Source organism: Lysinibacillus capsici (assembly GCF_003367505.1).
In the GTDB taxonomy this organism is placed as follows: domain Bacteria; phylum Bacillota; class Bacilli; order Bacillales_A; family Planococcaceae; genus Lysinibacillus; species Lysinibacillus capsici.
In genome coordinates, this window is the sequence record NZ_PXXX01000002.1 from 68,469 (window position 1) to 90,179 (window position 21,711).

Annotated in this window: 20 protein-coding genes, 1 rRNA gene and 2 riboswitches; of the genes, 16 read left to right on the plus strand and 5 right to left on the minus strand. The window is 37.2% G+C overall.

Annotated elements, in window-relative coordinates; translation table 11 throughout:
• Positions 1-14: 14 nt before the first annotated feature.
• The 3 genes from C7B89_RS00985 to C7B89_RS00995 all read right to left on the minus strand — a co-directional run bounded on the left by C7B89_RS00985 (position 15) and on the right by C7B89_RS00995 (position 2,544).
• Complete coding sequence (locus C7B89_RS00985) at positions 15-989, minus strand: proline dehydrogenase family protein (protein ID WP_048394992.1); 975 nt, start codon at positions 987-989, stop codon at positions 15-17.
• Positions 990-1,063: 74 nt separating this feature from the next.
• A complete protein-coding gene (locus tag C7B89_RS00990) occupies positions 1,064-1,816 on the minus strand; it encodes an ABC transporter permease (RefSeq protein ID WP_066038126.1) in 753 nt (250 codons plus the stop codon).
• Positions 1,813-2,544 carry an ABC transporter ATP-binding protein gene (locus C7B89_RS00995; RefSeq protein ID WP_115673003.1) on the minus strand — a complete coding sequence of 244 codons (732 nt, stop codon included), beginning with the start codon at positions 2,542-2,544 and terminating at the stop codon, positions 1,813-1,815. The genes C7B89_RS00990 and C7B89_RS00995 overlap by 4 nt, the downstream gene beginning before the upstream one ends.
• A gap of 94 nt (positions 2,545-2,638) precedes the next feature.
• Here C7B89_RS00995 and C7B89_RS01000 point away from each other — a divergent pair, with 94 nt between their 5' ends.
• A complete protein-coding gene (locus C7B89_RS01000) occupies positions 2,639-3,139 on the plus strand; it encodes a methylated-DNA--[protein]-cysteine S-methyltransferase (protein WP_115673004.1) in 501 nt (166 codons plus the stop codon).
• Positions 3,140-3,318: 179 nt separating this feature from the next.
• Here the strand turns inward: C7B89_RS01000 and C7B89_RS01005 are convergent, their stop codons facing one another.
• Both C7B89_RS01005 and C7B89_RS01010 read right to left on the minus strand, forming a co-directional pair.
• Complete coding sequence (locus tag C7B89_RS01005) at positions 3,319-4,617, minus strand: ammonium transporter (protein WP_016995351.1); 1,299 nt, start codon at positions 4,615-4,617, stop codon at positions 3,319-3,321.
• A 14-nt stretch (positions 4,618-4,631) separates the two neighbouring features.
• A complete protein-coding gene (locus C7B89_RS01010; protein ID WP_016995352.1) occupies positions 4,632-4,973 on the minus strand; it encodes a P-II family nitrogen regulator in 342 nt (113 codons plus the stop codon).
• Between the two features lie 312 nt (positions 4,974-5,285).
• Here C7B89_RS01010 and C7B89_RS01015 point away from each other — a divergent pair, with 312 nt between their 5' ends.
• From C7B89_RS01015 to C7B89_RS01085, 15 genes are all read left to right on the plus strand, one after another.
• A complete protein-coding gene (locus tag C7B89_RS01015; RefSeq protein ID WP_081010935.1) occupies positions 5,286-6,746 on the plus strand; it encodes a nicotinate phosphoribosyltransferase in 1,461 nt (486 codons plus the stop codon).
• An 18-nt stretch (positions 6,747-6,764) separates the two neighbouring features.
• Positions 6,765-7,589 carry an ammonia-dependent NAD(+) synthetase gene (gene nadE / locus C7B89_RS01020; RefSeq protein WP_054548856.1) on the plus strand — a complete coding sequence of 275 codons (825 nt, stop codon included), beginning with the start codon at positions 6,765-6,767 and terminating at the stop codon, positions 7,587-7,589.
• 159 nt (positions 7,590-7,748) lie between these two features.
• A complete protein-coding gene (locus C7B89_RS01025; protein WP_048395004.1) occupies positions 7,749-8,069 on the plus strand; it encodes a hypothetical protein in 321 nt (106 codons plus the stop codon).
• A 205-nt stretch (positions 8,070-8,274) separates the two neighbouring features.
• On the plus strand, positions 8,275-8,898 hold the full coding sequence (locus C7B89_RS01030) for a nitrous oxide reductase accessory protein NosL (RefSeq protein ID WP_115673009.1): 624 nt from the start codon (positions 8,275-8,277) through the stop codon (positions 8,896-8,898).
• Positions 8,899-8,956: 58 nt separating this feature from the next.
• The gene (locus tag C7B89_RS01035; RefSeq protein WP_241489960.1) at positions 8,957-10,228 is read left to right on the plus strand and encodes a right-handed parallel beta-helix repeat-containing protein; all 1,272 of its coding nucleotides are present in this window, start codon (positions 8,957-8,959) and stop codon (positions 10,226-10,228) included.
• Complete coding sequence (locus tag C7B89_RS01040) at positions 10,225-10,677, plus strand: nitrous oxide reductase accessory protein NosL (RefSeq protein ID WP_231595734.1); 453 nt, start codon at positions 10,225-10,227, stop codon at positions 10,675-10,677. The genes C7B89_RS01035 and C7B89_RS01040 overlap by 4 nt, the downstream gene beginning before the upstream one ends.
• Positions 10,677-11,477 carry an ABC transporter permease gene (locus C7B89_RS01045; protein WP_054548854.1) on the plus strand — a complete coding sequence of 267 codons (801 nt, stop codon included), beginning with the start codon at positions 10,677-10,679 and terminating at the stop codon, positions 11,475-11,477. Before C7B89_RS01040 ends, C7B89_RS01045 begins: the two co-directional genes overlap by 1 nt.
• Entirely contained in the window at positions 11,474-12,154 is a 681-nt protein-coding gene (locus C7B89_RS01050) for an ABC transporter ATP-binding protein (protein WP_103118863.1), read from the plus strand. Before C7B89_RS01045 ends, C7B89_RS01050 begins: the two co-directional genes overlap by 4 nt.
• 194 nt (positions 12,155-12,348) lie before the next feature.
• Positions 12,349-13,293, plus strand: a complete 945-nt coding sequence (locus C7B89_RS01055) for an AAA family ATPase (RefSeq protein WP_048395021.1) — start codon at positions 12,349-12,351, stop codon at positions 13,291-13,293.
• Positions 13,290-14,471, plus strand: a complete 1,182-nt coding sequence (locus tag C7B89_RS01060; RefSeq protein ID WP_103118862.1) for a DUF58 domain-containing protein — start codon at positions 13,290-13,292, stop codon at positions 14,469-14,471. Before C7B89_RS01055 ends, C7B89_RS01060 begins: the two co-directional genes overlap by 4 nt.
• Positions 14,468-16,651: a DUF4129 domain-containing transglutaminase family protein gene (locus C7B89_RS01065; protein WP_115673005.1), complete on the plus strand. Its 2,184-nt coding sequence runs from the start codon at positions 14,468-14,470 to the stop codon at positions 16,649-16,651. The genes C7B89_RS01060 and C7B89_RS01065 overlap by 4 nt, the downstream gene beginning before the upstream one ends.
• A 32-nt stretch (positions 16,652-16,683) precedes the next feature.
• Positions 16,684-16,785: riboswitch (purine riboswitch) on the plus strand.
• Between the two features lie 155 nt (positions 16,786-16,940).
• Positions 16,941-18,494 (plus strand): glutamine-hydrolyzing GMP synthase, encoded by a 1,554-nt coding sequence (gene guaA, locus C7B89_RS01070; RefSeq protein WP_115673006.1) that lies wholly within the window; start codon positions 16,941-16,943, stop codon positions 18,492-18,494.
• Positions 18,495-18,668: 174 nt separating this feature from the next.
• Complete coding sequence (locus tag C7B89_RS01075; RefSeq protein WP_103118861.1) at positions 18,669-19,337, plus strand: MOSC domain-containing protein; 669 nt, start codon at positions 18,669-18,671, stop codon at positions 19,335-19,337.
• A gap of 209 nt (positions 19,338-19,546) precedes the next feature.
• Positions 19,547-19,648, plus strand: a riboswitch (purine riboswitch).
• Between the two features lie 131 nt (positions 19,649-19,779).
• Positions 19,780-21,081, plus strand: coding sequence for an NCS2 family permease (locus C7B89_RS01080; RefSeq protein WP_004230532.1), 1,302 nt, complete (start codon positions 19,780-19,782; stop codon positions 21,079-21,081).
• A gap of 425 nt (positions 21,082-21,506) precedes the next feature.
• A 16S ribosomal RNA gene (locus C7B89_RS01085) occupies positions 21,507-21,711 on the plus strand; the annotation flags it as partial.

Genomic DNA, 21,711 nt, shown 5'->3' on the forward strand with positions numbered 1-21,711 from the left:
GGTTCTCTTTTTTTTTACTTATTACGTTTAGTTAAACGGCCAAGAACGAATGCACCTGCTGCTACTGCAAGAACAGTATTCGTTTTTTTTGTAAATACTTGTTTTGTGACAAGATTAAGGTTTTGAGGACGCTCAGCTAAACGGCGCATGAAATAGCCGTACCAATCTTCACCGAATGGAACGTACACACAGAAGTTATAGCCCTCTTTTGCAAGTTCTTTTTGCATATCTGTACGGAAACCATATAGCATTTGGAATTCAAATTTATCAAGCGGAATATTATGATCAGCTACAAAGCGTTTTACGTGCGCAATAATATTGTGATCGTGAGTTGCGATTGATGTAAATTTACCATTTAGTAGGTGATATTCAATCAACTCAATAAAGTTTAAATCAATATCTAATTTATCTTGATAGGCTACTTCAACTGGCTCTTTATAAGCACCTTTTACGATACGTAAACGGTAGTCCTTAAATTTTTCAATATCATCTTTTGCACGGTAAAAGTATGATTGGATGACTGTACCAACATTATTAAATGTTTTCGATAATTCTTCCACCATATCGAAGGAAGTTTGTAGACGTCCATAGTCTTCCATATCAAAGTTAACAAAGATATCGTATGAAGCGGCTTTTTCTACAATCTCATACAGATTGTCATAACAAAAATCAACATCAATATCTAAGCCTAATTGAGATGGCTTTAATGAAATATGTGCCGCTACACCATTTTCGTGAATAGCTTCGATCACAGTAAGGATTTTTTCTTTAGCAGCAGTCGCTTCTTCTTTACTTGAAACAAATTCACCTAGGTTATCTACTGTACAAGAAATATTATGTGCATTTAGTTCTTTGATGCTTGCAATTGTTTCTTCGATATTTGTACCAGCTACTACACTTTGTGCTCCTAATTTTAGGCCATATTTCTTTGCAGCACTATTTAATAGTTGGTTCTCAGATAAGTGGATGAAAAAATCGCGTAATAACATGGTCATTCTCCTAACTGCATTTTCTTTTTAGTATAACATAAATTTTTTAAACTATATTACATTCAGCCTAACAATTATTTCATTTCGAGTAATTGCATACGTTCATTAAATAGTGCAGGATAACTTAAAAAGCCAATCATAACGCTGGATAATGTTGCAGTAGTTAAGAGAGCAAAGATAATTAAAAGTTGAAATTGGACTGCATGAATAGGGTCGGCTCCCCCAATAATTTGACCACTCATCATACCTGGTAACTGTACTAGCCCGATTGTTTTTTGACTCTCAATCGTAGGAATCATACTAGCTTTTATGGCATTAATTAATTGGCGATGAATAGCCTGTTTTGGTGTGCCACCCAGGGATAGTATTAGTTCCATTTGATCCTTATGGTTAATAATTTCAGCTGTAAAACGATTTAAGAATAAAATGGATAGCACCATGGAATTACCAATTAGCATCCCGCTAATGGGAATGATATACTGAGCGGTTGCTGGAACAATATGAAAGCCTAGCAAAACACCTTGTGTAATTATTTCTATCATGACAAGAGTCAGTGCTATCTTCCAGGTGATTCCTTTAATACCTGCTCCTTTTTTTCGTGCATTTAACGTGGCTACGATAATCATTAGTGCTACCATCAGTAAAATATAGCTATAACTATTTGCATCAAACACAAACTTTAATATATAGCCGACAGCAAGCAATTGAATGATGGAGCGTAATGTTGCAATAAGCGTATCTTTTTCAAGGTCTAATTTTAATATTTTGGATAATAGTAAAGGGATACAAACAAAAATTAATGTCAGTGATAAGGCTGTATATGTCATTTGTTTACCCCCTGTACAAACTCGGCAACACGTGGATTTGTTGGTGCATCGAGTAATGAACTTTTACCAGTTTCAACGAGCTCCCCATTCATCATAACCCATGTATAGTGACCAATCGTTAGCGCTTGTTGCAAATTATGGGTAATCCAAATCATGGTAACGTTGTATTTTTTGTTAATGGTGACAATCAATTTTTCAATATCCTGTACGGATTGACGATCCAAAGCAGACGTTATTTCGTCTAATAATAAAATAGAGGATTTATTGATAAGTGTTCGAGCGATGGATACCTTTTGACGTTGTCCGCCTGATAGATCATTTGTAGATTGATGCAGGAAGCTTTCGTTTAACCCAACGTCCTCTAAATATTGAATAGCCTCCTGCTGCAAAAGTTTTTGTCCTTGCAGTGTACGGGGAAGTGCAAGATTCTCTAACACTGTACCTGCTATCATAGGAGCTGCCTGTAAAGCAATACCAACATGCCTTCTTAAAGCTGTTGGATCATATGTAGAAATAGGTTGATTATCGACGAGTATATGCCCATTTGATGGTGAGAGAAGGCCATTACATAATTTAAGTAATGTTGTTTTACCAGCGCCAGAGGGGCCAACGAGAGTGGTGATTTGCTCTTTCGGAAATGACCCAGTAATTGACTTTAATATCATTTTGTCATTTACTGAAAAATGAACTTGTTGAAAGTGAATGGCAGGTTCATATAACATATTCATCTATTGAAACTCCTTTACTTTAGTCAGTAAAATAACTGTAGCATGAAATGACTGGAAGATGGTGTTGAAATAAAAGAAAGAAGGGGATTTGGGAATGGAAATATTGTATTTCGATACATTAACATATGCACAAGGCGATATGTATGTTGTGGCTTCAGACAAAGGACTTGTTTATATAGGTACACCAAATGCAGCATTCGATGAAGTAAAGGAGTGGGCTATAAAACCATTTAAAGGATATTGTTTTGAAGAGAATTCAGAAAAGTTGCTCCCATATAAAGAGCAGTTAACAGCCTATTTTAAGAAGGAACTTATTGAATTTAATCTTCCAATTCATGTGAAAGGGACAGCATTTCAATTAGCAGTGTGGGATGCATTAAAAGAATTACCCTATGGTACAACAACAACTTATGGAAATATTGCTCAACGCATTGGTAATTCCAAAGCGGTTCGAGCGGTGGGGACTGCTATTGGAGCAAACCCAATCCTGGCAATTATTCCATGTCATCGGGTTATTGGCAAAAATGGTCAATTAACAGGCTTCAGAAGCGGCTTAGCTATGAAACAATTTTTACTTGAGTTAGAGAAGGAATAGAACGAGTGAAGCGGTAAATGTTAGTCTCTTGCGAAATAATGGAAAGAGCGCTTTTTCTATGGATTAGATCACTTCAAACAAAGTAATCTTCTTTCTCTGTAAACGAACAGTTTCACATGTAGGAGTGCACCAAAAGAAATCTGCCCCATTATCCAAAGATAAAGGAGCAGATGAACTAGCTATACATGTTGTTCTTCTTGAACATTGTTCTGCGTTTTACCGAAATGTGTTAAACGATGAGCGAAGGTTTCGCCTCGCACAGCGGAGCTTTTGAAAATATCTTGGTATTCGTAGGCAGGCGTTCCGTGTTCCATTACATCTAATCCAGCAATTTCTTCTTCAGCTGTTACTCGTAATGGGACAAATGCTTTGATGATCAATAAACCTGCAGCTACTGATACACTAACCCAAGCAATAGTTGCAATAACGCCGATTGCTTGAATACCTAATAGACCAAAACCCCCACCATAAAATAAGCCTTGCCCACCAATATCAAATAGTCCAACTGCCAGTGTTCCCCAAATACCACAAATACCATGAACAGCAATTGCTCCAACAGGATCATCAACTTTTAGCTTCCACTCTAGGAAGCGTACACCTTCCACAAGTAAAGGGGCAGCGATTAAACCAATGATAAGTGAGCCAAAAATGCTGACATTCGCTGCACCAGCAGTAATCCCTACAAGCCCAGCTAATGCACCATTTAATGTAAGAGAGCCATCGATATGTCCGTATCGAAATTTTGTATAGAAAGCAGTGGCAACGACACCAGCTGCAGCTGCAAAAAACGTATTAGCAATAACACTAGGAACTAGCTCTGGATCAGCTGCTAATGTAGAAGCGCCATTGAAGCCGAACCAACCAAACCAAAGTAAAAATACGCCTAATGCACCTAATGGAATGCTGTGTCCTGTAATAACATTTACTCGCCCATTTTCATATTTGCCTAGTCGAGGTCCAACCATAACTGCTGCCACAAATGCTGCAACAGCCCCTGTTAAGTGGACAACTGTCGAGCCAGCAAAATCAACAAAACCTAAATCTGTTAACCAACCTTGACCACTCCAAACCCAGTGGCCTACTACAGGATAAACAACTAAAGACATAAGTATAATAACTCCAACATAAGCGAAAATATTAGTACGTTCTGCAACAGCCCCCGATAAAATAGTTGCTCCAGTTGCAGCAAACATCGTTTGGAAGATAAAGAAAGAAAGATCATCTACTCCTTTTAAAGCAAAGCCACTTGTGCCGAAAATGCCACCTACTGAGTCTCCGAACATAATGGCATAGCCACATAAAAAATAGACGATTCCACCAAGAGAAATGGTAAGAAAATTCTTCATGATGATATTGACTGCATTTTTTGAGCGGGTAAATCCAGCCTCAACCATAGCAAAACCTGCATGCATAAAGAATACTAAAATAGTGCCAAGCATCACCCAAATTAAATTAACAGATAATAGTACTTCATCCATCTATATCGCCCCCTTTATTCTACTGCAATCGATCCGACTTCTTTTGTTCGGATACGAATTGCTTGTTCTACTGGATAAATGAAAATCTTCCCGTCCCCAACTTTACCGGTTGCTGCTTCACGCAATAAAATCTCTACAATGGCATCAACTTTGCCATCGTCTACAATCATTTCTAATTTTAATTTAGGTAAAAATTCAATTTCATACGTATTGCCGCGGAAGAGTCCTGTTCGACCTAGCTGACGACCACAACCAGCGATTTCAGAAACGCTTAACCCTGCAATTCCTTCCTGTGCAAGACCATCCCGAACAGCTCCAAAAACTTCAGGACGAATGATTGCTTCAATTTTTTTCATGAGTACCAGCTCCTTGCGTAAATTTAATTTACATGTTAAAACGGTATTAAAAACAGTGCAATTGTTTTTTTGAATTCTATGTAAGGTTAGTTTACATAAAATATTTCCAGTCTCGAAGTATTTTAGAAAAAAGGTTTTTATATAGGGAATGAAAGCGGTACTAAAATTTGTGTCTAAAATGTGTACAGTTCTAAATTTTCTGACTATTTATGTTAGAAAACCTAACATCTACAAGAGGGAATGTAATACGCAAGAATTTGGGTATATAGTGTATACTAGGACTAATTATCAAAGCGGAAGAAGGGGTTTCTTTTGAGATCAAACTATGCAGATGATAGCTTAGCGCTACACACAGACTTATATCAAATCAATATGGCAGAATCCTACTGGGCGGATGGCATACATAATAAAAAAGCGGTTTTTGAATTGTATTTTAGAAAATTACCTTTTGGTAATGGCTATGCCATATTTGCTGGGTTAGAGCGAATGCTTGATTATCTACGTGATTTTCGTTTTAGTGAATCGGATATTGCGTATTTACGTGATGAAGTAGGTTATAAAGATGACTTTATTCAGTATTTAAAGAACATCCGATTTACTGGAGAAATGTATTCCATGGTAGAAGGGGAACTTGTTTTCGCTAATGAACCAATCGTCCGAATTGAAGCTCCATTAGTAGAGGCGCAGCTAATTGAAACAGCCTTACTTAATATTGTTAACTATCAAACATTAATTGCTACAAAGGCTAGCCGTATCAAGCAAATTATTAAAAATGAAGTGGCAATGGAATTTGGTACAAGGCGTGCACAAGAGATGGATGCTGCTATTTGGGGAACGCGTGCCGCGTTTATCGGTGGTTTTGCTTCCACAAGTAATGTTCGAGCAGGTAAACTTTTTAAAATTCCTGTCTCTGGTACACATGCCCATGCATTAGTACAAGCTTATAAAAATGATTATGATGCATTCCATGCTTATGCAAAACGTCATCGCGATTGTGTGTTTTTGGTAGATACTTATAATACATTGAAATCAGGGGTGCCAACTGCAATTAAAGTAGCTAAAGAGCTAGGAGACAAAATTAACTTTATTGGCATACGCTTAGATAGCGGCGATATTGCTTTCTTATCAAAAGAAGCTCGTCGTATGTTGGATGCTGCAGGCTTCCATGATGCCAAAATCATTGTCTCAAACGATTTAGATGAATACACCATCTTAAATTTAAAAGCTCAAGGAGCAAAAGTGGATGTTTGGGGAATTGGTACAAAGCTTATTACAGCTTACGACCAGCCTGCGTTAGGTGCAGTATATAAAATGGTGGCTATCGAGAATAGCGAAGGGCAACTTGAAGATACAATAAAAATCTCAGCTAATGCGGAAAAGGTATCAACGCCAGGCTTGAAAAATGTCTATCGTATTATCGATAAAAAGAATGGAAAGGCAGAAGGAGACTACATCACAATGCACGATGAAAATCCTCAAGCTGAGGAACGTATCAAAATGTTCCATCCGATTCATACGTTTGTCTCAAAGTTTGTCACAAATTTTGAAGCAAAAAATTTACATCAGCATGTTATTAAAAATGGAGCGATCAATTATCAAAACCCTACATTAGAGGAAATGCGTGATTACGCGGCGGAGAATTTAGAGCTGTTGTGGGATGAATATAAGCGTGCGATGAATCCTGAAGAATATCCGGTCGATCTCAGTCAAAAATGCTGGGATAATAAGATGCGTAATATTGAAGAAGTGCATGCGATGGTTAAACGAATGTAAAAAGGAGTGACGGGTGCAATGACTTTACAGCAACAAATTATTGAGGAATTACGCGTACTGCCTAACATTGATGTACAGAGGGAAATACGTAAATCAATTGATTTTTTAAAGGAATATGCAAAACGCTATAGTTTTGTAAAAGGTTTTGTTCTTGGTATTTCTGGTGGTCAAGATTCAACATTAACAGGAAAACTAGCGCAGTTGGCTATTGATGAATTAAATGCAGAAGAGGGAGAAATGAAGTATTCGTTTTTCGCTGTACGATTACCGTATGGCGTACAAACTGATGAACAGGATTGCCAAGATGCCATTGATTATATAAAGCCAACGAAGGTTTATACAGTAAATATAAAAGACGCAGTGGATGCTAGTGTGAGAGCTCTAACAAATGCGGGGGTTGAGCTGAATGACTTTGTGAAAGGGAATGAAAAGGCTCGTGAGCGTATGAAGGTCCAATATTCAATTGCTGCAATGAATGGAGCGGTTGTATTAGGAACAGATCATGCTGCGGAAGCTATTACAGGCTTCTATACAAAGTTTGGTGATGGTGGAGCAGACTTAATGCCAATCTTTCGTTTAAATAAACGACAAGGAAAGCAATTGTTAGCAGAACTTCAATGCCCTGAGCATCTTTATAAAAAGGTGCCTACAGCAGACTTAGAAGAAGATCGTCCCTCATTGCCAGACGAAGTGGCGCTAGGTGTGTCGTATGATCAAATAGATGATTATTTAGAGGGGAAAGAAATTCCAGAAGAACCTCGCCAAAGATTAGAAGGGTATTATTTGCGTTCCCAACATAAACGTCATATGCCAATTACAATATTTGATGATTTTTGGAAGTAAGATGAGCGAAAAGGGTTATAAAGAAAGTGGTTTCACTTTTAAAAATAGCTCTTTTCGCTCTTTTTTTATGTATTATGGTTCTATGTTGTTAATTGTCAGCATATAATGTCGATATAATTACCTATAAGGATAATAAAATGTAGGGGAGGGTAACTTTTTATGAGGACTTCTAGAGTGAGTGCAACGACAAGTAGTGTTTTTCGGCAGGAACAACAGTATTTACATGCTGGTGATCTCAGCCATAACTTTGGGCAAAATCCACAAAAGCAATTTCGGAATAGATTACAAAAAAATAAAGAGAAGACGTACAATTCAACAACTATTTCTGTTAATTCACAACAGCAGCAACCGATTACACCTATCCATATAGATAGCGCTAGTGATTTGGAAATTCGCCGTGAATTAAATGAGACGGCATTAAAGCTCAGTCGTTTAAACAAACAAAAGAAGCGTCTCAATAGTTACCGTTCTTCCATATAAGCCAAACTCTCCACATCAGTGTGGAGAGTTTTTATTTTTGAGGGGAAGTAAATGAAAGTACTAAAATCAAAATATTTGAAGTGAAGATGTTCATGGAATGTTCAAGGTAATTTTTCCATTTCTTCACAGCGATTTTTAACTAATTTCACAACTAATCTGTAATGTAGGAGGTGGCAACAAAAAACTAAACTTGGAGGATAAAGTTGTGAAAAAATTATGGTTACCTGCACTAATATTATTATTTGTACTTGCAGCTTGTGGTAGCGAAAAAAAACAGGTAGAAGAAACGGAAATTGAGCAAGAAGTTACGAAAAATGAATCAGAAACCGTGCAAGTTGCTTCATTAGTAGATACACGGTTACAAGAGCCAGAAGAAGAGACAACTTGTGAAATGTGTAATATGAAAGTTTATATGAAAGACCATGATATGGGTGTATTTTCAGCACAGGCAATAAAAGAAGATGGAACAATCGCTTTTTATGACGATATTGGCTGTTTATTAAATGCAGAGGTTGCTAATGAAGAAAAAAACGAAAAATTTGTACGTGATTTTGTGTCGAAAGATTGGGCAAAGATTGAAGATGTAACAATTATAAAAACAGAGCTGAAATCTCCGATGAACTGGGGCTATATTTATTTCGTGGACAAGGCTGAAGCAGATAAATATATGCAAGAAAATTCGAAAGCTTATGTGGAGGAACTACAAAAAATTAAAGATGATGCATTGGAGAGACGTAAGAAAATGATGCGAAAAAAGGCTGAGGATGAAAAAGATGCATCCGGTTCTATGCATTCGAATGAGATGAATCAAGAAGGGCACGGTCATTAAATCATAGACTAGGGGAAATCCTCTAGTCTTTTCTTGCTGAATGAGGAGGTGGAAAGTGATGAAGCAAATCATGTTGTTCTTTTTATTTTTTCTCATGACAAGTCAAACGGCGTATGCAGAATTTGATATTCAATATGCTATCGATCAAGCAAAAGCTGGAGATAGTATTCATATTCCTGCTGGTCGTTACCAAGGGAATTTCACGGTGAAGAAACCGATCAAACTGTACGGACAAAAAGGGACTGAGCTTTATGCTCAAAATGATGAACCTGTATTAAAAATTGAACATGTATCGAATGTTTCTATAGAAAATATAAGGATAACAGCAAAAAATAAAGGAATTGTTGCTAATGAGGCGGATAATTTAGAGCTAAGAGCTATTGAACTAAAAGATATCCGAGTTGGTATATATCTTCAACAATCAAGGCATATTCGAATTTTAGAAAATAGGATCATTGGAAATGAATCTCACTTTGCTGAAAAAGGAAATGGAATTGCGATTTTTAAAAGTGAAGATGTCGTGATCGATCAAAATACGATCGAACAAGTCCAGGATGGTATATATGTTGAAGAAGGGACGCGAATAGATGTACAGCGAAACAAGGTAACAAATAGCCGTTATGGAACACATTTTATGTATTCAAGTAATGTGAAGGTGTTGTTCAATACATATTTACAGAATGTTACAGGTCTTATGGTGATGATGACTACTAATTTAGAAATAAGTAGTAATACAATTAGTGCTCATAATGGCTTCAATAGTTATGGACTTATGATGTATGACACACAGGAGGCAATGGTAAGAGAAAATAGCTTTCTACATAATCGTGTAGGGGTAGCGTTGCAGAAGAGTTCAGTGATTCAAATACAAGAAAATCGCTTTCAGATGAATCAAACTGCATTAGAATGTACAAAAGTCGATGAGCGTTCAATCATTATGGATAATCAGTTTACAGGCAATATATTAACAGCAAGGTCAGACAATCGGGGGTTACGTTTAATTCATAATTTTTATGATGATTATACAGGGCTAGATGTTACAGGTGATGGTTTTGGAGATGTTCCATATGTGGCTGTGTCAAGTTTTGGACAATGGATGGTGAGACAGCCGGTTTATCAATTTTTTGTGGCATCACCAAGCGTTGTTATCCTGACGTCACTAGATCAACAGATTAATAAAACAGAACGAAATCTACTGGTAGATAATGAACCAAAATTACTGAGCAATATGAAAGAGATAGAGTTTTCATTAAATATCTTACAATTAGTGATTGGTTTTATCGTGTTTATGGGAAGTTTATGGCTTTGGAAAAGGGGGATACGAGTGTGACTAGATGGATAATGATAGTAATTATATGTGGCGTTATTTTAGTAGGCTGTGGTGAAAAAACATACCTTCCACGTGAAATTAATAGTGAAACAGATGTTTGTGAAGTTTGTAATATGAGTATTGTTCATAATGAATACGCAGGGCAAATTGTTTTGAAAAATGGAGACTATGAGATTTTTGATGATATTGGATGCTTAATGGATTACATTGAGCTAAATGGCGATGGTGAAGTGGGAGCAGCCTATATTAAAAATAAAGCAACGAATGAATGGATTGACGTTTATAAAGCGATTTATGTGTACAACAAAAATTATTGGACGCCGATGAACTATGGTGTTATTGCATTTGCTACAAAAGACGAAGCCAAAGAATGGATGAATGATGAAGAAGAAGGTCAACTATTTGCCTATCGTGATTTGCTGACATTGAATTGGGGGATTCATGAGTGATGTTTGTAAAAATAGAGCTGAAGCAGATTTTAAGAAGTCGATGGATGCAACTAGTAGCCTTTCTGTTTGCGTTTGTTTTCGTTGCCATAGTCGTCATTCAACAAATGGCTTTACCAGATATTGAAGGCTTTACACGTCAAACTGCATCATTTTTAAGTGTGTTATTATTTCTGCTGCCGCTATTTATCCTCACCATTGGTAGTATGAGTATAGCTGGTGATATAGAATCAGGTTGGTTATCGTTATTAAAAACATACCCTATGAAGCGGAAGCAATATATTACAGGCAAATATGTAGCTACGGTACTTGCGTTTTTATTAGTAATAGTAGTGGCATTTGGTTTTGTATTAACCGTAGGTGGGTTACTAGGTGGGGTACGGTTACCAATTGTTTTAGTTATTCTTACGCTATTATGTATTATTATCTTTGTGTCTTTAGGAATCTTGCTAGGGGTATTTGCAAAAACAAGATTATTTGCACTTGCATTATCACTTGTAGTATGGTCCTTTCTTTTATTGCTCATTTCTTATGCTTTAATGGCGATAGGTGCAGTTGTTTCAGGGCATCTTTTACAAAAGCTCATCATCATAACGATACATATTAATCCAGTAGAATGGCTGCGCTTCGGCTATTTTATATTTAGTAATCAAGCTAGTGTGCTTGGTCCAGCCTTTTATGATGTAACGAGGTTTTACTTATCACCGCTTGGTCAGGTGGGGTATGGAATAATAACAATACTCTGGATTGTACTACCGTTAATGCTTGCTACGAAGCTGTTAAAGGAGGGGGAGCGGCGATGATTCTGTTAGAGGGAAAAAATGTAGCTAAGGTTTATGAAAATGATAGAGGATTAAAAGAAGCCTCCTTTCAGCTGCAAGCTGGTCGAATTCTTGCATTGGTTGGAGGAAACGGGGCTGGAAAGAGTACTTTGATTCGTTTGTTAACGGGTCAAGAGAAACAGCAATCTGGTGAAATAATATGGCATCAACCACAAACAATCCGTTTTATGCCTGATGATGTAAACTTTCCAACTATGCTAACTGCAGCTGAAATATTAGAGCTGTTGGCATCTTTAAAACAAGTAGATAAATATGAGCAAGAGAATGTACTGAAGCGTGTTTCCTTGTGGGATGTTCGGAAGCAAAGAGCTAAACACTTTTCCAAAGGGATGCTCCAACGGCTAAACCTAGCCCAGAGCTTACTTGGTAACGGGTCATTGTTAATTTTAGATGAGCCAACGAATGGTCTAGATCCCTTTTGGATAGCACAGTTGAAAAACATGATGTTGGAGGAGAAGAAAAAAGGCAATACCGTTATCTTCTCTACTCATTTGCTATCTTTTGCTGAAGAAATAGCAGATGATGTATTAGTTTTACATGAAGGTGAAATTATCATTTCTGGGGCGATATCTGAAATTTTCTTGCAAGAAAATTCTACATCTTTAGAAGAAATATGGTTAAAAAGATTGAATTTGTAACATTCTAATGGTTAATGACGTTATATAATAAGGATTAGGCTTGTTTGGATGTTATCAAACAAGCCTTTTTTATGAATGTTCGTAGGAAGTAGAAGTTTCAGATAATTGTTTTACAAGACAGATTTCGCTATGCTTAGATTAAGTTTGCTTGCAATTCACACAATTGCTTGATGGAATGGGAGGCTTTTCGATTAATGAATGCTCAAATACAGAATGTTTTAGAAAATATAGAAAAGGTAATGATTGGTAAAAGAGAAGTTGCTGAGCTCAGTATTGTCGCATTATTAGCAAGGGGACATGTTTTATTGGAGGATGTACCTGGAGTAGGAAAGACAATGATGGTGCGAGCACTTGCAAAATCGTTTGATGCACAATTTAAGCGTATTCAATTTACGCCAGATCTATTGCCATCAGATGTAGTCGGTATTTCTATTTATAATCCCAAAACAATGGAGTTTGAATTTCGTCCAGGGCCAATCATGGGGGATGTTGTATTAGCCGATGAAATTAACCGAACGTCACCGAAAACTCAATCAGCGTTGTTAGAGGGGATGGAAGAGGCTTCTGTTACAATTGATGGGAAAACGCTGATGATCAATCAGCCATTTTTTGTGATGGCTACACAAAACCCGATTGAACATGAAGGTACCTATCCTTTACCTGAAGCACAACTAGATCGATTTCTCTTAAAGATAAAAATGGGCTATCCATCTAGGGGGCAAGAGGTTGAAATTTTACGAAGAGCTGAGAATGGTAAAGCCATTGAAAAAATCGAAGCAGTATTATCGGTAGCGCAATTAATCGAATTACAGGAACTTGTTCAAGGTGTGTATGTAGAAGATTCTGTTAAAAATTATATGGTGGAGCTTGCTACCCTAACAAGAGAAAATAATTATGTCTATTTAGGTGTGAGTCCACGTGCCACAATAGCGCTAATGAAAGCTTCTCAAGCTTACGCATTTTTAAAAGGACGAAGCTATGTTACCCCTGATGATGTTCAATATTTAGTGCCATTTGTTTTTAATCATCGTTTAGTTTTAAAACCAGATGCACGCTATGATAACGTGACAGCAGACGAAATTATCCAGCGGATCATTGCTAAAACACCAGTTCCGACAAAGAGGTTTGCAGAACAATGAGGCAATGGAAAGCTTTTGTAGAAAAAAGTAAACATTTCCTATTAATCGCTTTCTTGATGATCATAACATTTTGTTATGCAATGTTCCAAGGTGGGTTTGTGAGCTGGTTTGTATTTTTTACGGTTAGCCCATTTTTAGTATATGCATTCATTTTCTTTGTCGTTAGAGAAGATATTTTACTAATCGAACGCAAGATTGACCCGATTCATATAGAACGAGGTCAATCAGCGAAGGTGCTTATTACGATAGAACGTAAAACACGTTTTCCATTTGCCTATATCGTAATGGAGGAACTTGTGGATAGTGAGGGATTAGTGCAAGCTAAAATACAAAATGCGAATGCCATTAAGTTCGTTGGATTTAAAAAAACCTTTAGCTGGCAATATGAATTGGAAAATATGCCACGTGGTGAACATCGTTACCTAGGTGTTACAATTGTTTTCTATGATTTTTTTGGCTGGGCTAAAAAGGTTGTCGTAGCAGAAAAGGACCAAACTATTTTAGTTTACCCAAGAGTACAAGAGATGAAATATGCTGCGCTTCAAACAAAATATGATGTTGGCTTGATGATGTCTCCATACTCTATTGTGAAGGACACATCGATGGCTGTTGGATTACGAGAGTACGTTCCAGGAGATCGTTTTTCGTGGATTCATTGGAAATCATTTGCACGTACACAAAAGTTACAGTCTAAGGAATTTGAGGATCGACAATCATCTGAACTAATGTTAGTGCTAGACGCTACAAAATCCTCGATGTTTGAAGAAAAAGTAGAGTTAGTAGCTTCAATGCTACAAATGATCGTTCAGGAACGAGGAGATTTATCATTTATTTCTGCTGGAGCAATGACGAAAGTATTCCCAGCTATACAGGGTGACAAGCATTTAGATCAAGTCATGTATCATTTAGCTGCGATAAAACCTACAGAGAATGTCAAGTTTCGATTTCATGACCAACAAGCCTTTAAACAAGTTGCAACACTGCTTTATGTGACAAGTGATGTTTCAGATGAATTCCTACATACTCTTGCGAATATAGTGAAAAGCTGTATTTGTTTTGTAGTGGCAAAGCAGCAACCAGTGCAATCTGAGCTTGCGATGCGGTATAAACATATACAAGTTATTTATGTAAATCCAGCAGATTTCTATCATTTATTCACGGAGGTGATAAGACCGTGAAGCAATCATTAGGAGAATTTTTAGAATTAGCCATAGCTTATGTTATTGTATTTTTCATTTTGCGTGAATGGCTTATTCCCATTATGCAATTAACGAATACAGGTGGGATGCATCTTTTCTTAGTGTTTATCGGTATGTCTTTAGCGCTAAGTCTTTTCCGCGTACATCCTTTATTATCAGGATTAGTGAAGTTTGGTTATATTACCTGGTTTGTCGTTTTTATCTATAGCCCTAGTCCTGTATTATCTGGTGATACATTGCCTTTTTTATTGGCTGAATGGAGAGGGAACATGGCCACGATTCTAACAGGTGACTTTGGACAGGTTTCAGATGTTTTCAGAACAGTGTTATTTCTTGTATTGATTTGGATGCTGGTCTATTTAATTCACCATTGGGTTTCGGTGCGAAAAAATATATTCTACTTCTTTGCCATGACCGTATTCTTTATTGCTACTTTGGATACATTTAGTGACTATGACGGTAAAGCGGCAATTGTAAAAGTTGTTGTTTTGGGATTAATCATGACAGGTGTTCTTTTTGTCAAGCGCCTATGGCTTCAAGTAGAAACTACAAGTACGGTAATGGAGAAATGGAAAATTGTTATTCCCATGCTAGTATCTGTATTACTCGTTAGTTCTGTAGCATACTTTTTACCAAAGACTGGGCCAACATGGGCAGATCCGGTGCCGTTTATCCAAGGGGTTACTGGACAAGACGGAAATGGTAATGGTCAAAAATCAGTTGGTTATAGCCAGGATGATAGTCAGTTAGGTGGTCCGTTCCAAGGAGATAATACTTTAATATTCACTGCCTCTTCCCGTGATCGTCATTATTGGCGTATTGAAACAAAAGATACGTATACGTCAAAAGGTTGGATTGTTTCAGAGGGGAACTTTGGGAAAAATGTTTATGAGTCAAATACACCCATTCTGACTTCTTTACAAGTAGGGCCGCCCGAAAGTGAACGTCAGATTCAATTAGATATTGCTGTTCCAATGCCATTTTTAATTCAAACATATGGTATGCTTTCTGTTTCGGCTCAAGATTCCACTTTATTTATTCAAGATGAGCAGACTGAAAAAATGAATATAGAACAACAGGTAGGGGAATCGAAATCATTATCAAACTATTCATTGTCTTACAGTGAGCCTGTTTATAGTATGGAGCAGCTCCAATTGTCATATCCAGCAACACTTGAAACAATGGATTCTTCCTTTGATCGATTTTTGCAGTTACCTAACCAACTTCCTCAGCGTATAAGGGACTTAGCGTCTGAAATAACGCAAAAGAAAGATACGGTTTATGAACAAATTAAGGCTGTAGAAAGTTATTTTAGAACAAATGGTTTTAAGTACGATAAAACGCAAGCTGCCATTCCTGGTGAAAATCAGGATTATGTCGATCAATTTTTGTTCGATACAAAAGTTGGATATTGTGATAATTTCTCCACTTCAATGGTGGTACTTTTACGCTCAGTAGGAATCCCAGCTCGATGGGTGAAAGGCTTTGCACCTGGGACTGCAGGACCTGTGTCAGATGGATTACGCGAATATCGCATCACGAATGACAATGCGCACTCATGGGTAGAAGCTTTTATACCTGGAACGGGATGGATGGAGTTTGAGCCTACAATCGGCTTTTCTGGGAATGTTAACATCGATTATGATATTCCGTTAGATACGTCTGATGAGGAGGAAGTGGCGCAGCCAGAACGAAAACCCGAGCAGCCACAACCACAAGAACAGGTAACCGAGAAGGAACAGACAAAATCAACATTTAGCTTTGATGCAATGTGGTTATGGATGAAAAAGTTTGCCTATGTTTGGGTGATAATTGTTGTAATATTAATAATCACAGGTATTTCTTTATTCTTACAGCGTAAAACGTGGATTCCTAAGATGCATGTTCGAGCATACCGTAAAAAAGTAGCGGATTGGTCAAATTTCGATTCTTCCTACCATGTTTTACTGAAGCAATTATCCCGTATTGGTTTGCGCAGAAAAGATGGAGAAACGTTAAGTGCATTCGCAGAGCGTGTAGATTCAGCATTAGAAACAGATGAAATGCAAAAGCTGACGGTAGTTTACGAGCAACATATTTATGGGAAAGACAAAGAAGATGTTGATTTTGTGAAGCTGAAAGAAAGTTGGGAATATTTAATCAATCGCACTATCAGTTGATTTTAACGTAGACAAAGAGTAAAATGAAAAAAATTAAATGCAAGGATTGCTTTCATATAAGTTCGATAATAGGGTTCGGATGTTTCTACGAAATCACCTTAAATGATTTCTCTATGAAGGCGGATGTTTTCGTTAGGTGAAAAGTATAGTAAATCACTTTACTTTGCTACGCATTCGCCTTTATCAATATTCTAGAGCTTATGAACGCGTAGAAAGTTTTTTTACTTTCTTCGCGTTTTTCTTTGAACACATGAAAAATCCTTTAAAAATAATAGAAGAGGTGGAAATTTTGACAGCTAGCCCTTTATTAAAAGAGCAAGAAAAAATCGTTGTACTAGACTTCGGTAGCCAATTTAACCAATTAATTACACGTCGTATTCGTGAATTTGGTGTTTTCAGTGAATTACATCCACATACGGTAACTGCAGAAGAAATTAAAGATATGAACGCAACAGGTATTATTTTCTCAGGTGGTCCAAACTCTGTTTATGATGAAAATGCCTTTCATGTGGATCCAGCTATCTTCGAATTAGGTTTACCGATTTTAGGTATTTGCTATGGTATGCAATTAATGGCCCATACAAACGGCGGTAAAGTTGAAGGTGCTGAAACACGCGAGTATGGTAAAGCCGAAATTCAAGTAACAACACCAAACAAATTATTTGGTGAATTACCTACAGAACAAATCGTTTGGATGAGCCATGGTGACCATGTAACAGAAGTTCCAGCTGGATTTGAAGTCATCGCAACTAGTGCATCTTGTCGGATTGCTGCAATGGCAAACGTTGAACGTAAACTATATGCTGTACAATTCCATCCAGAAGTACGTCACTCTGTATATGGTAATGATCTATTACGTCAATTCGTATTCGACATCTGTGAAGCGAAAGGCGATTGGTCAATGGCAAACTTCATTGAGCTTGAAATTGCAAAAATTCGTGAAATCGTTGGCGATAAAAAAGTATTATGTGCACTTTCTGGTGGTGTAGACTCATCAGTGGTAGCGGTGTTAATCCATAAAGCAATAGGCGATCAATTAACTTGTATGTTCGTAGACCACAACTTAAACCGTAAAGGCGAAGTTGAACAAGTAATGAAAACATTCACAGAAGACTTTGACATGAATCTTATTAAAATTGATGCACGTAAACGATTCATGGACAAACTTGCTGGGGTTTCTGATCCAGAGAAAAAACGTAAAATTATCGGTAATGAATTCATTTATGTATTTGATGAAGAGGCATCTAAGCTTGAAGGTATGGATTTCTTAGCACAAGGAACTCTTTACACAGATATTATTGAATCTGGTACTTCAACTGCACAAACAATCAAATCACACCATAATGTTGGTGGTCTTCCTGAAGATATGCAATTCCAACTAATTGAGCCACTGAAAACTTTATTTAAAGATGAAGTACGTGCGCTAGGCTTAGAGCTTGGACTAGACGAAAAAATCGTTTGGCGTCAACCGTTCCCAGGTCCTGGATTAGGTATCCGTGTGCTTGGTGAAGTAACAGAAGAAAAATTAGAAATCGTTCGCGAATCTGATTTCATTCTACGCGAAGAAATCGCAAAAGCTGGCCTTGATCGTGACATTTGGCAGTATTTTACGGTATTACCTGATATCCGTTCAGTAGGTGTAATGGGCGATGCTCGTACGTATGACTATGCAATCGGTATCCGTGCCGTTACATCTATCGACGGTATGACTTCTGACTGGGCACGTATTCCTTGGGATGTACTAGAGAAAATCTCCGTCCGCCTTGTAAACGAAGTAAAACACGTGAACCGCGTGCTGTATGATATTACATCTAAGCCACCAGCAACGATTGAGTGGGAATAATAGCAAAAGCCCTAAAAGCCCTGAGAGGTTTTTAGGGCTTTTTTTGATTTATTTCCTTCTGAATTTATGGCTTAATGAAGTATCTCAACTGCAACAATTGCTGGTAAAGTGTTGTATGTAGTAAACTAAATGAATGCACAAGAAATTATACTATTCAGATTAGGGGGGATTTAAATGGAGAAAAATAAACCAATGATTCATACATTAACGGTTGGGATGCCAAAAGAATTGGTTGATAGTAAAGGACGTTCAATGATTACAGGGATTGAAAAGCAACGAGTGCAAGAAGTTTATTTGTCCTCTCAAGGCTTTGAAGGGGATGATGTGGCAGATAAAAAACATCACGGTGGCCCTGATCGAGCAGTTTGTTTATATCCTGCGGAGCATTACATACAATGGGAACAGGAACTTGGAAAAACGTTACCCGTTGCTGCATTTGGCGAAAATTTAACCGTAACAAATATGTTAGAAGCAGATGTGTGTATTGGTGATATTTATAAAATTGGAGATGCTGTCATTCAAATTACACAGGGACGTATTCCATGTAGTACGATTGATAGATATACCGAGGCAAACACATTACTCAAACGTTTAATCGAAACAGGCTATACAGGTTTCCTTGCGCGTGTACTTGAAGAAGGGACAATCTGTGCAGATTCAACAATTGAGCTTGTAGAAAAGCATCCTGCACGTATCTCTGTTTTGTATTGCAATGAAGTGTACTTCAAAAACAATGATGCAATCGCTATGAAACAAATACAAGCAGTAGATGCATTAGCAGAAGATTGGAAAGAAAAATTAGAAAAAAGAATTCAAGTCTTGCAAAGTAAAGTGATGAGTTAAAACATACGTTCAAAAGAAGGATCCTCTAGAATTTCTAGGGGATTTTTTCTTTAAACTAATTGCTGAAATGTTCAGTACAAAGCCTCTTTAGTAATACATTTAATAGAACCTGAACATTAAATAAGAATTTTACACGAACTTTCGTATTTCTTTTTAGAAAAATGTTCGGAAATGGGGTTGAAATCTAAAAAACGAAATGATATATTACGAATGTAAATTAAATACGTCGTCGTATAATGTCGGGGATAAGGCCCGTGAGTTTCTACCAAGTTACCGTAAATAACTTGACTACGATTTAGGTTTATACATAAATGTATAAACACTAATTTGTTTCACACACTAATTGTGATGAAATATATCGTAGACATGCGACTAGTAGAGTAGTCAGCGTGTCTTTTTTGTTTTCGATATTGAAGACGACCACACGGAGGATTTTTTGATAATGAAAAAATATTTCATGTTCGATGAATTAGGAACTAATTATCGCCGCGAAATAATAGGCGGTATTACAACCTTCCTTGCAATGGCATATATTCTAGCTGTTAACCCAGGTATTCTAGAAAATGCAGGAATGGATAAAGGTGCTGTTTTCGTAGCAACAGCATTAGCAGCAGCAGTCGGTTCTTTGATTATGGGGATTTTCGCGAAGTTCCCGATTTCACTTGCTCCTGGGATGGGGTTAAATGCATTCTTTGCATTTACTGTAGTCGGAGCATACGGTATTCCGTGGCAAACTGGTTTAACAGGCGTGTTCTTCTCAGGGATTATCTTTATTATTTTATCTTTAACTGGTATCCGCGAAACTGTTATTAATGCTATACCAGTACAACTTAAATATGCAGTTTCTGCAGGTATTGGTTTATTTATAACTTTTGTTGGTTTACAAGGAGCAGGGATCATTGTCGATAGCCCAGCTACTTTAGTCACTTTAGGAAGTTTCACAGGCGCTACATTATTAGCGGTATTCGGAATTATTCTTTCAGTTATTCTTATTATTAAATTGCGCAGTATCGGTATTTTCTTAGGAATGGTGATTACGGCAGTTATTGGGATGATCACAGGTATCATTGATCCTCCGACAGCCGTTGTATCAGCTATTCCAAGTGTAGATTCTACATTCATGGTAGCACTAGAACCACTTGGTGACTTCGGTACATTATTTAACGTGAAGTTTTTAGTAGTAGTGTTAACATTCTTGTTTGTTGATTTCTTTGATACAGCTGGTACTTTAATGGCTGTAGCGACACAAGCAGGTTTAGTAAAAGATAATAAATTACCGCGTGCAGGACGTGCCTTAATGGCAGATGCACTAGCAACAACTATCGGTTCTTTATTTGGTACGTCAACAACAACAGCGTACGTAGAGTCAACTTCTGGAGTTGCTGCAGGCGCTCGTTCAGGATTTTCAGCAGTCGTAACAGCAGTACTGTTCTTAGTTGCATTATTCTTCTCACCATTACTTGCAGTGGTAACACCAGCAGTTACTGCTCCAGCTTTAGTAATCGTAGGGGTACTAATGGTATCGTCCTTACGCTTAATTGATTGGGACAAATTCGAAATAGCAGTACCTGCATTCTTTACAGTATTAATGATGCCACTTGGTTATTCAATTGCTACTGGTATTGCAATCGGCTTTGTATTCTACCCAATTACAATGTTATTAGCAGGTCGTAAAAAAGAAATTCACCCAATGATGTATGGTCTATTCTTTGTTTTCCTTGCATACTTCATTTGGGTACGTTAGTTAAACAGACACCTTTAATTGTTAGTAAGTTGCTAACAATTAAAGGTGTTTTTTATTGAGTTGATCCAAAATAAAAGAAGTTATTATTTTTACATTTATATAGAAGAAACTCGGTTTTAAATAATGCGAATAGTTTTACTTTAATGAAACACTTGCAAACTTAAATTTATGATGATATATTTAAACACGTTGTTACGAAATAAACGAACAACTTGAAAAATATTAACATAAACAGTTGACAACGAGTTAACATTATGTTAAATTATAAAAAGTTACTTAGTGTAACTAGTAAATGAACCTTGAAAACTGAACAAGCAAAACGTAATCAATAAAGTTTTAAGTAGCTAGTTTTGCTAGTGAACAAAACAAAAATTTTGGACATCAAACATGATGCCAGCAAAACAATTTGAGCTAATCAAATTTCTTTTATGGAGAGTTTGATCCTGGCTCAGGACGAACGCTGGCGGCGTGCCTAATACATGCAAGTCGAGCGAACAGAAAAGGAGCTTGCTCCTTTGACGTTAGCGGCGGACGGGTGAGTAACACGTGGGCAACCTACCCTATAGTTTGGGATAACTCCGGGAAACCGGGGCTAATACCGAATAATCTCTTTTGCTTCATGGTGAAAGA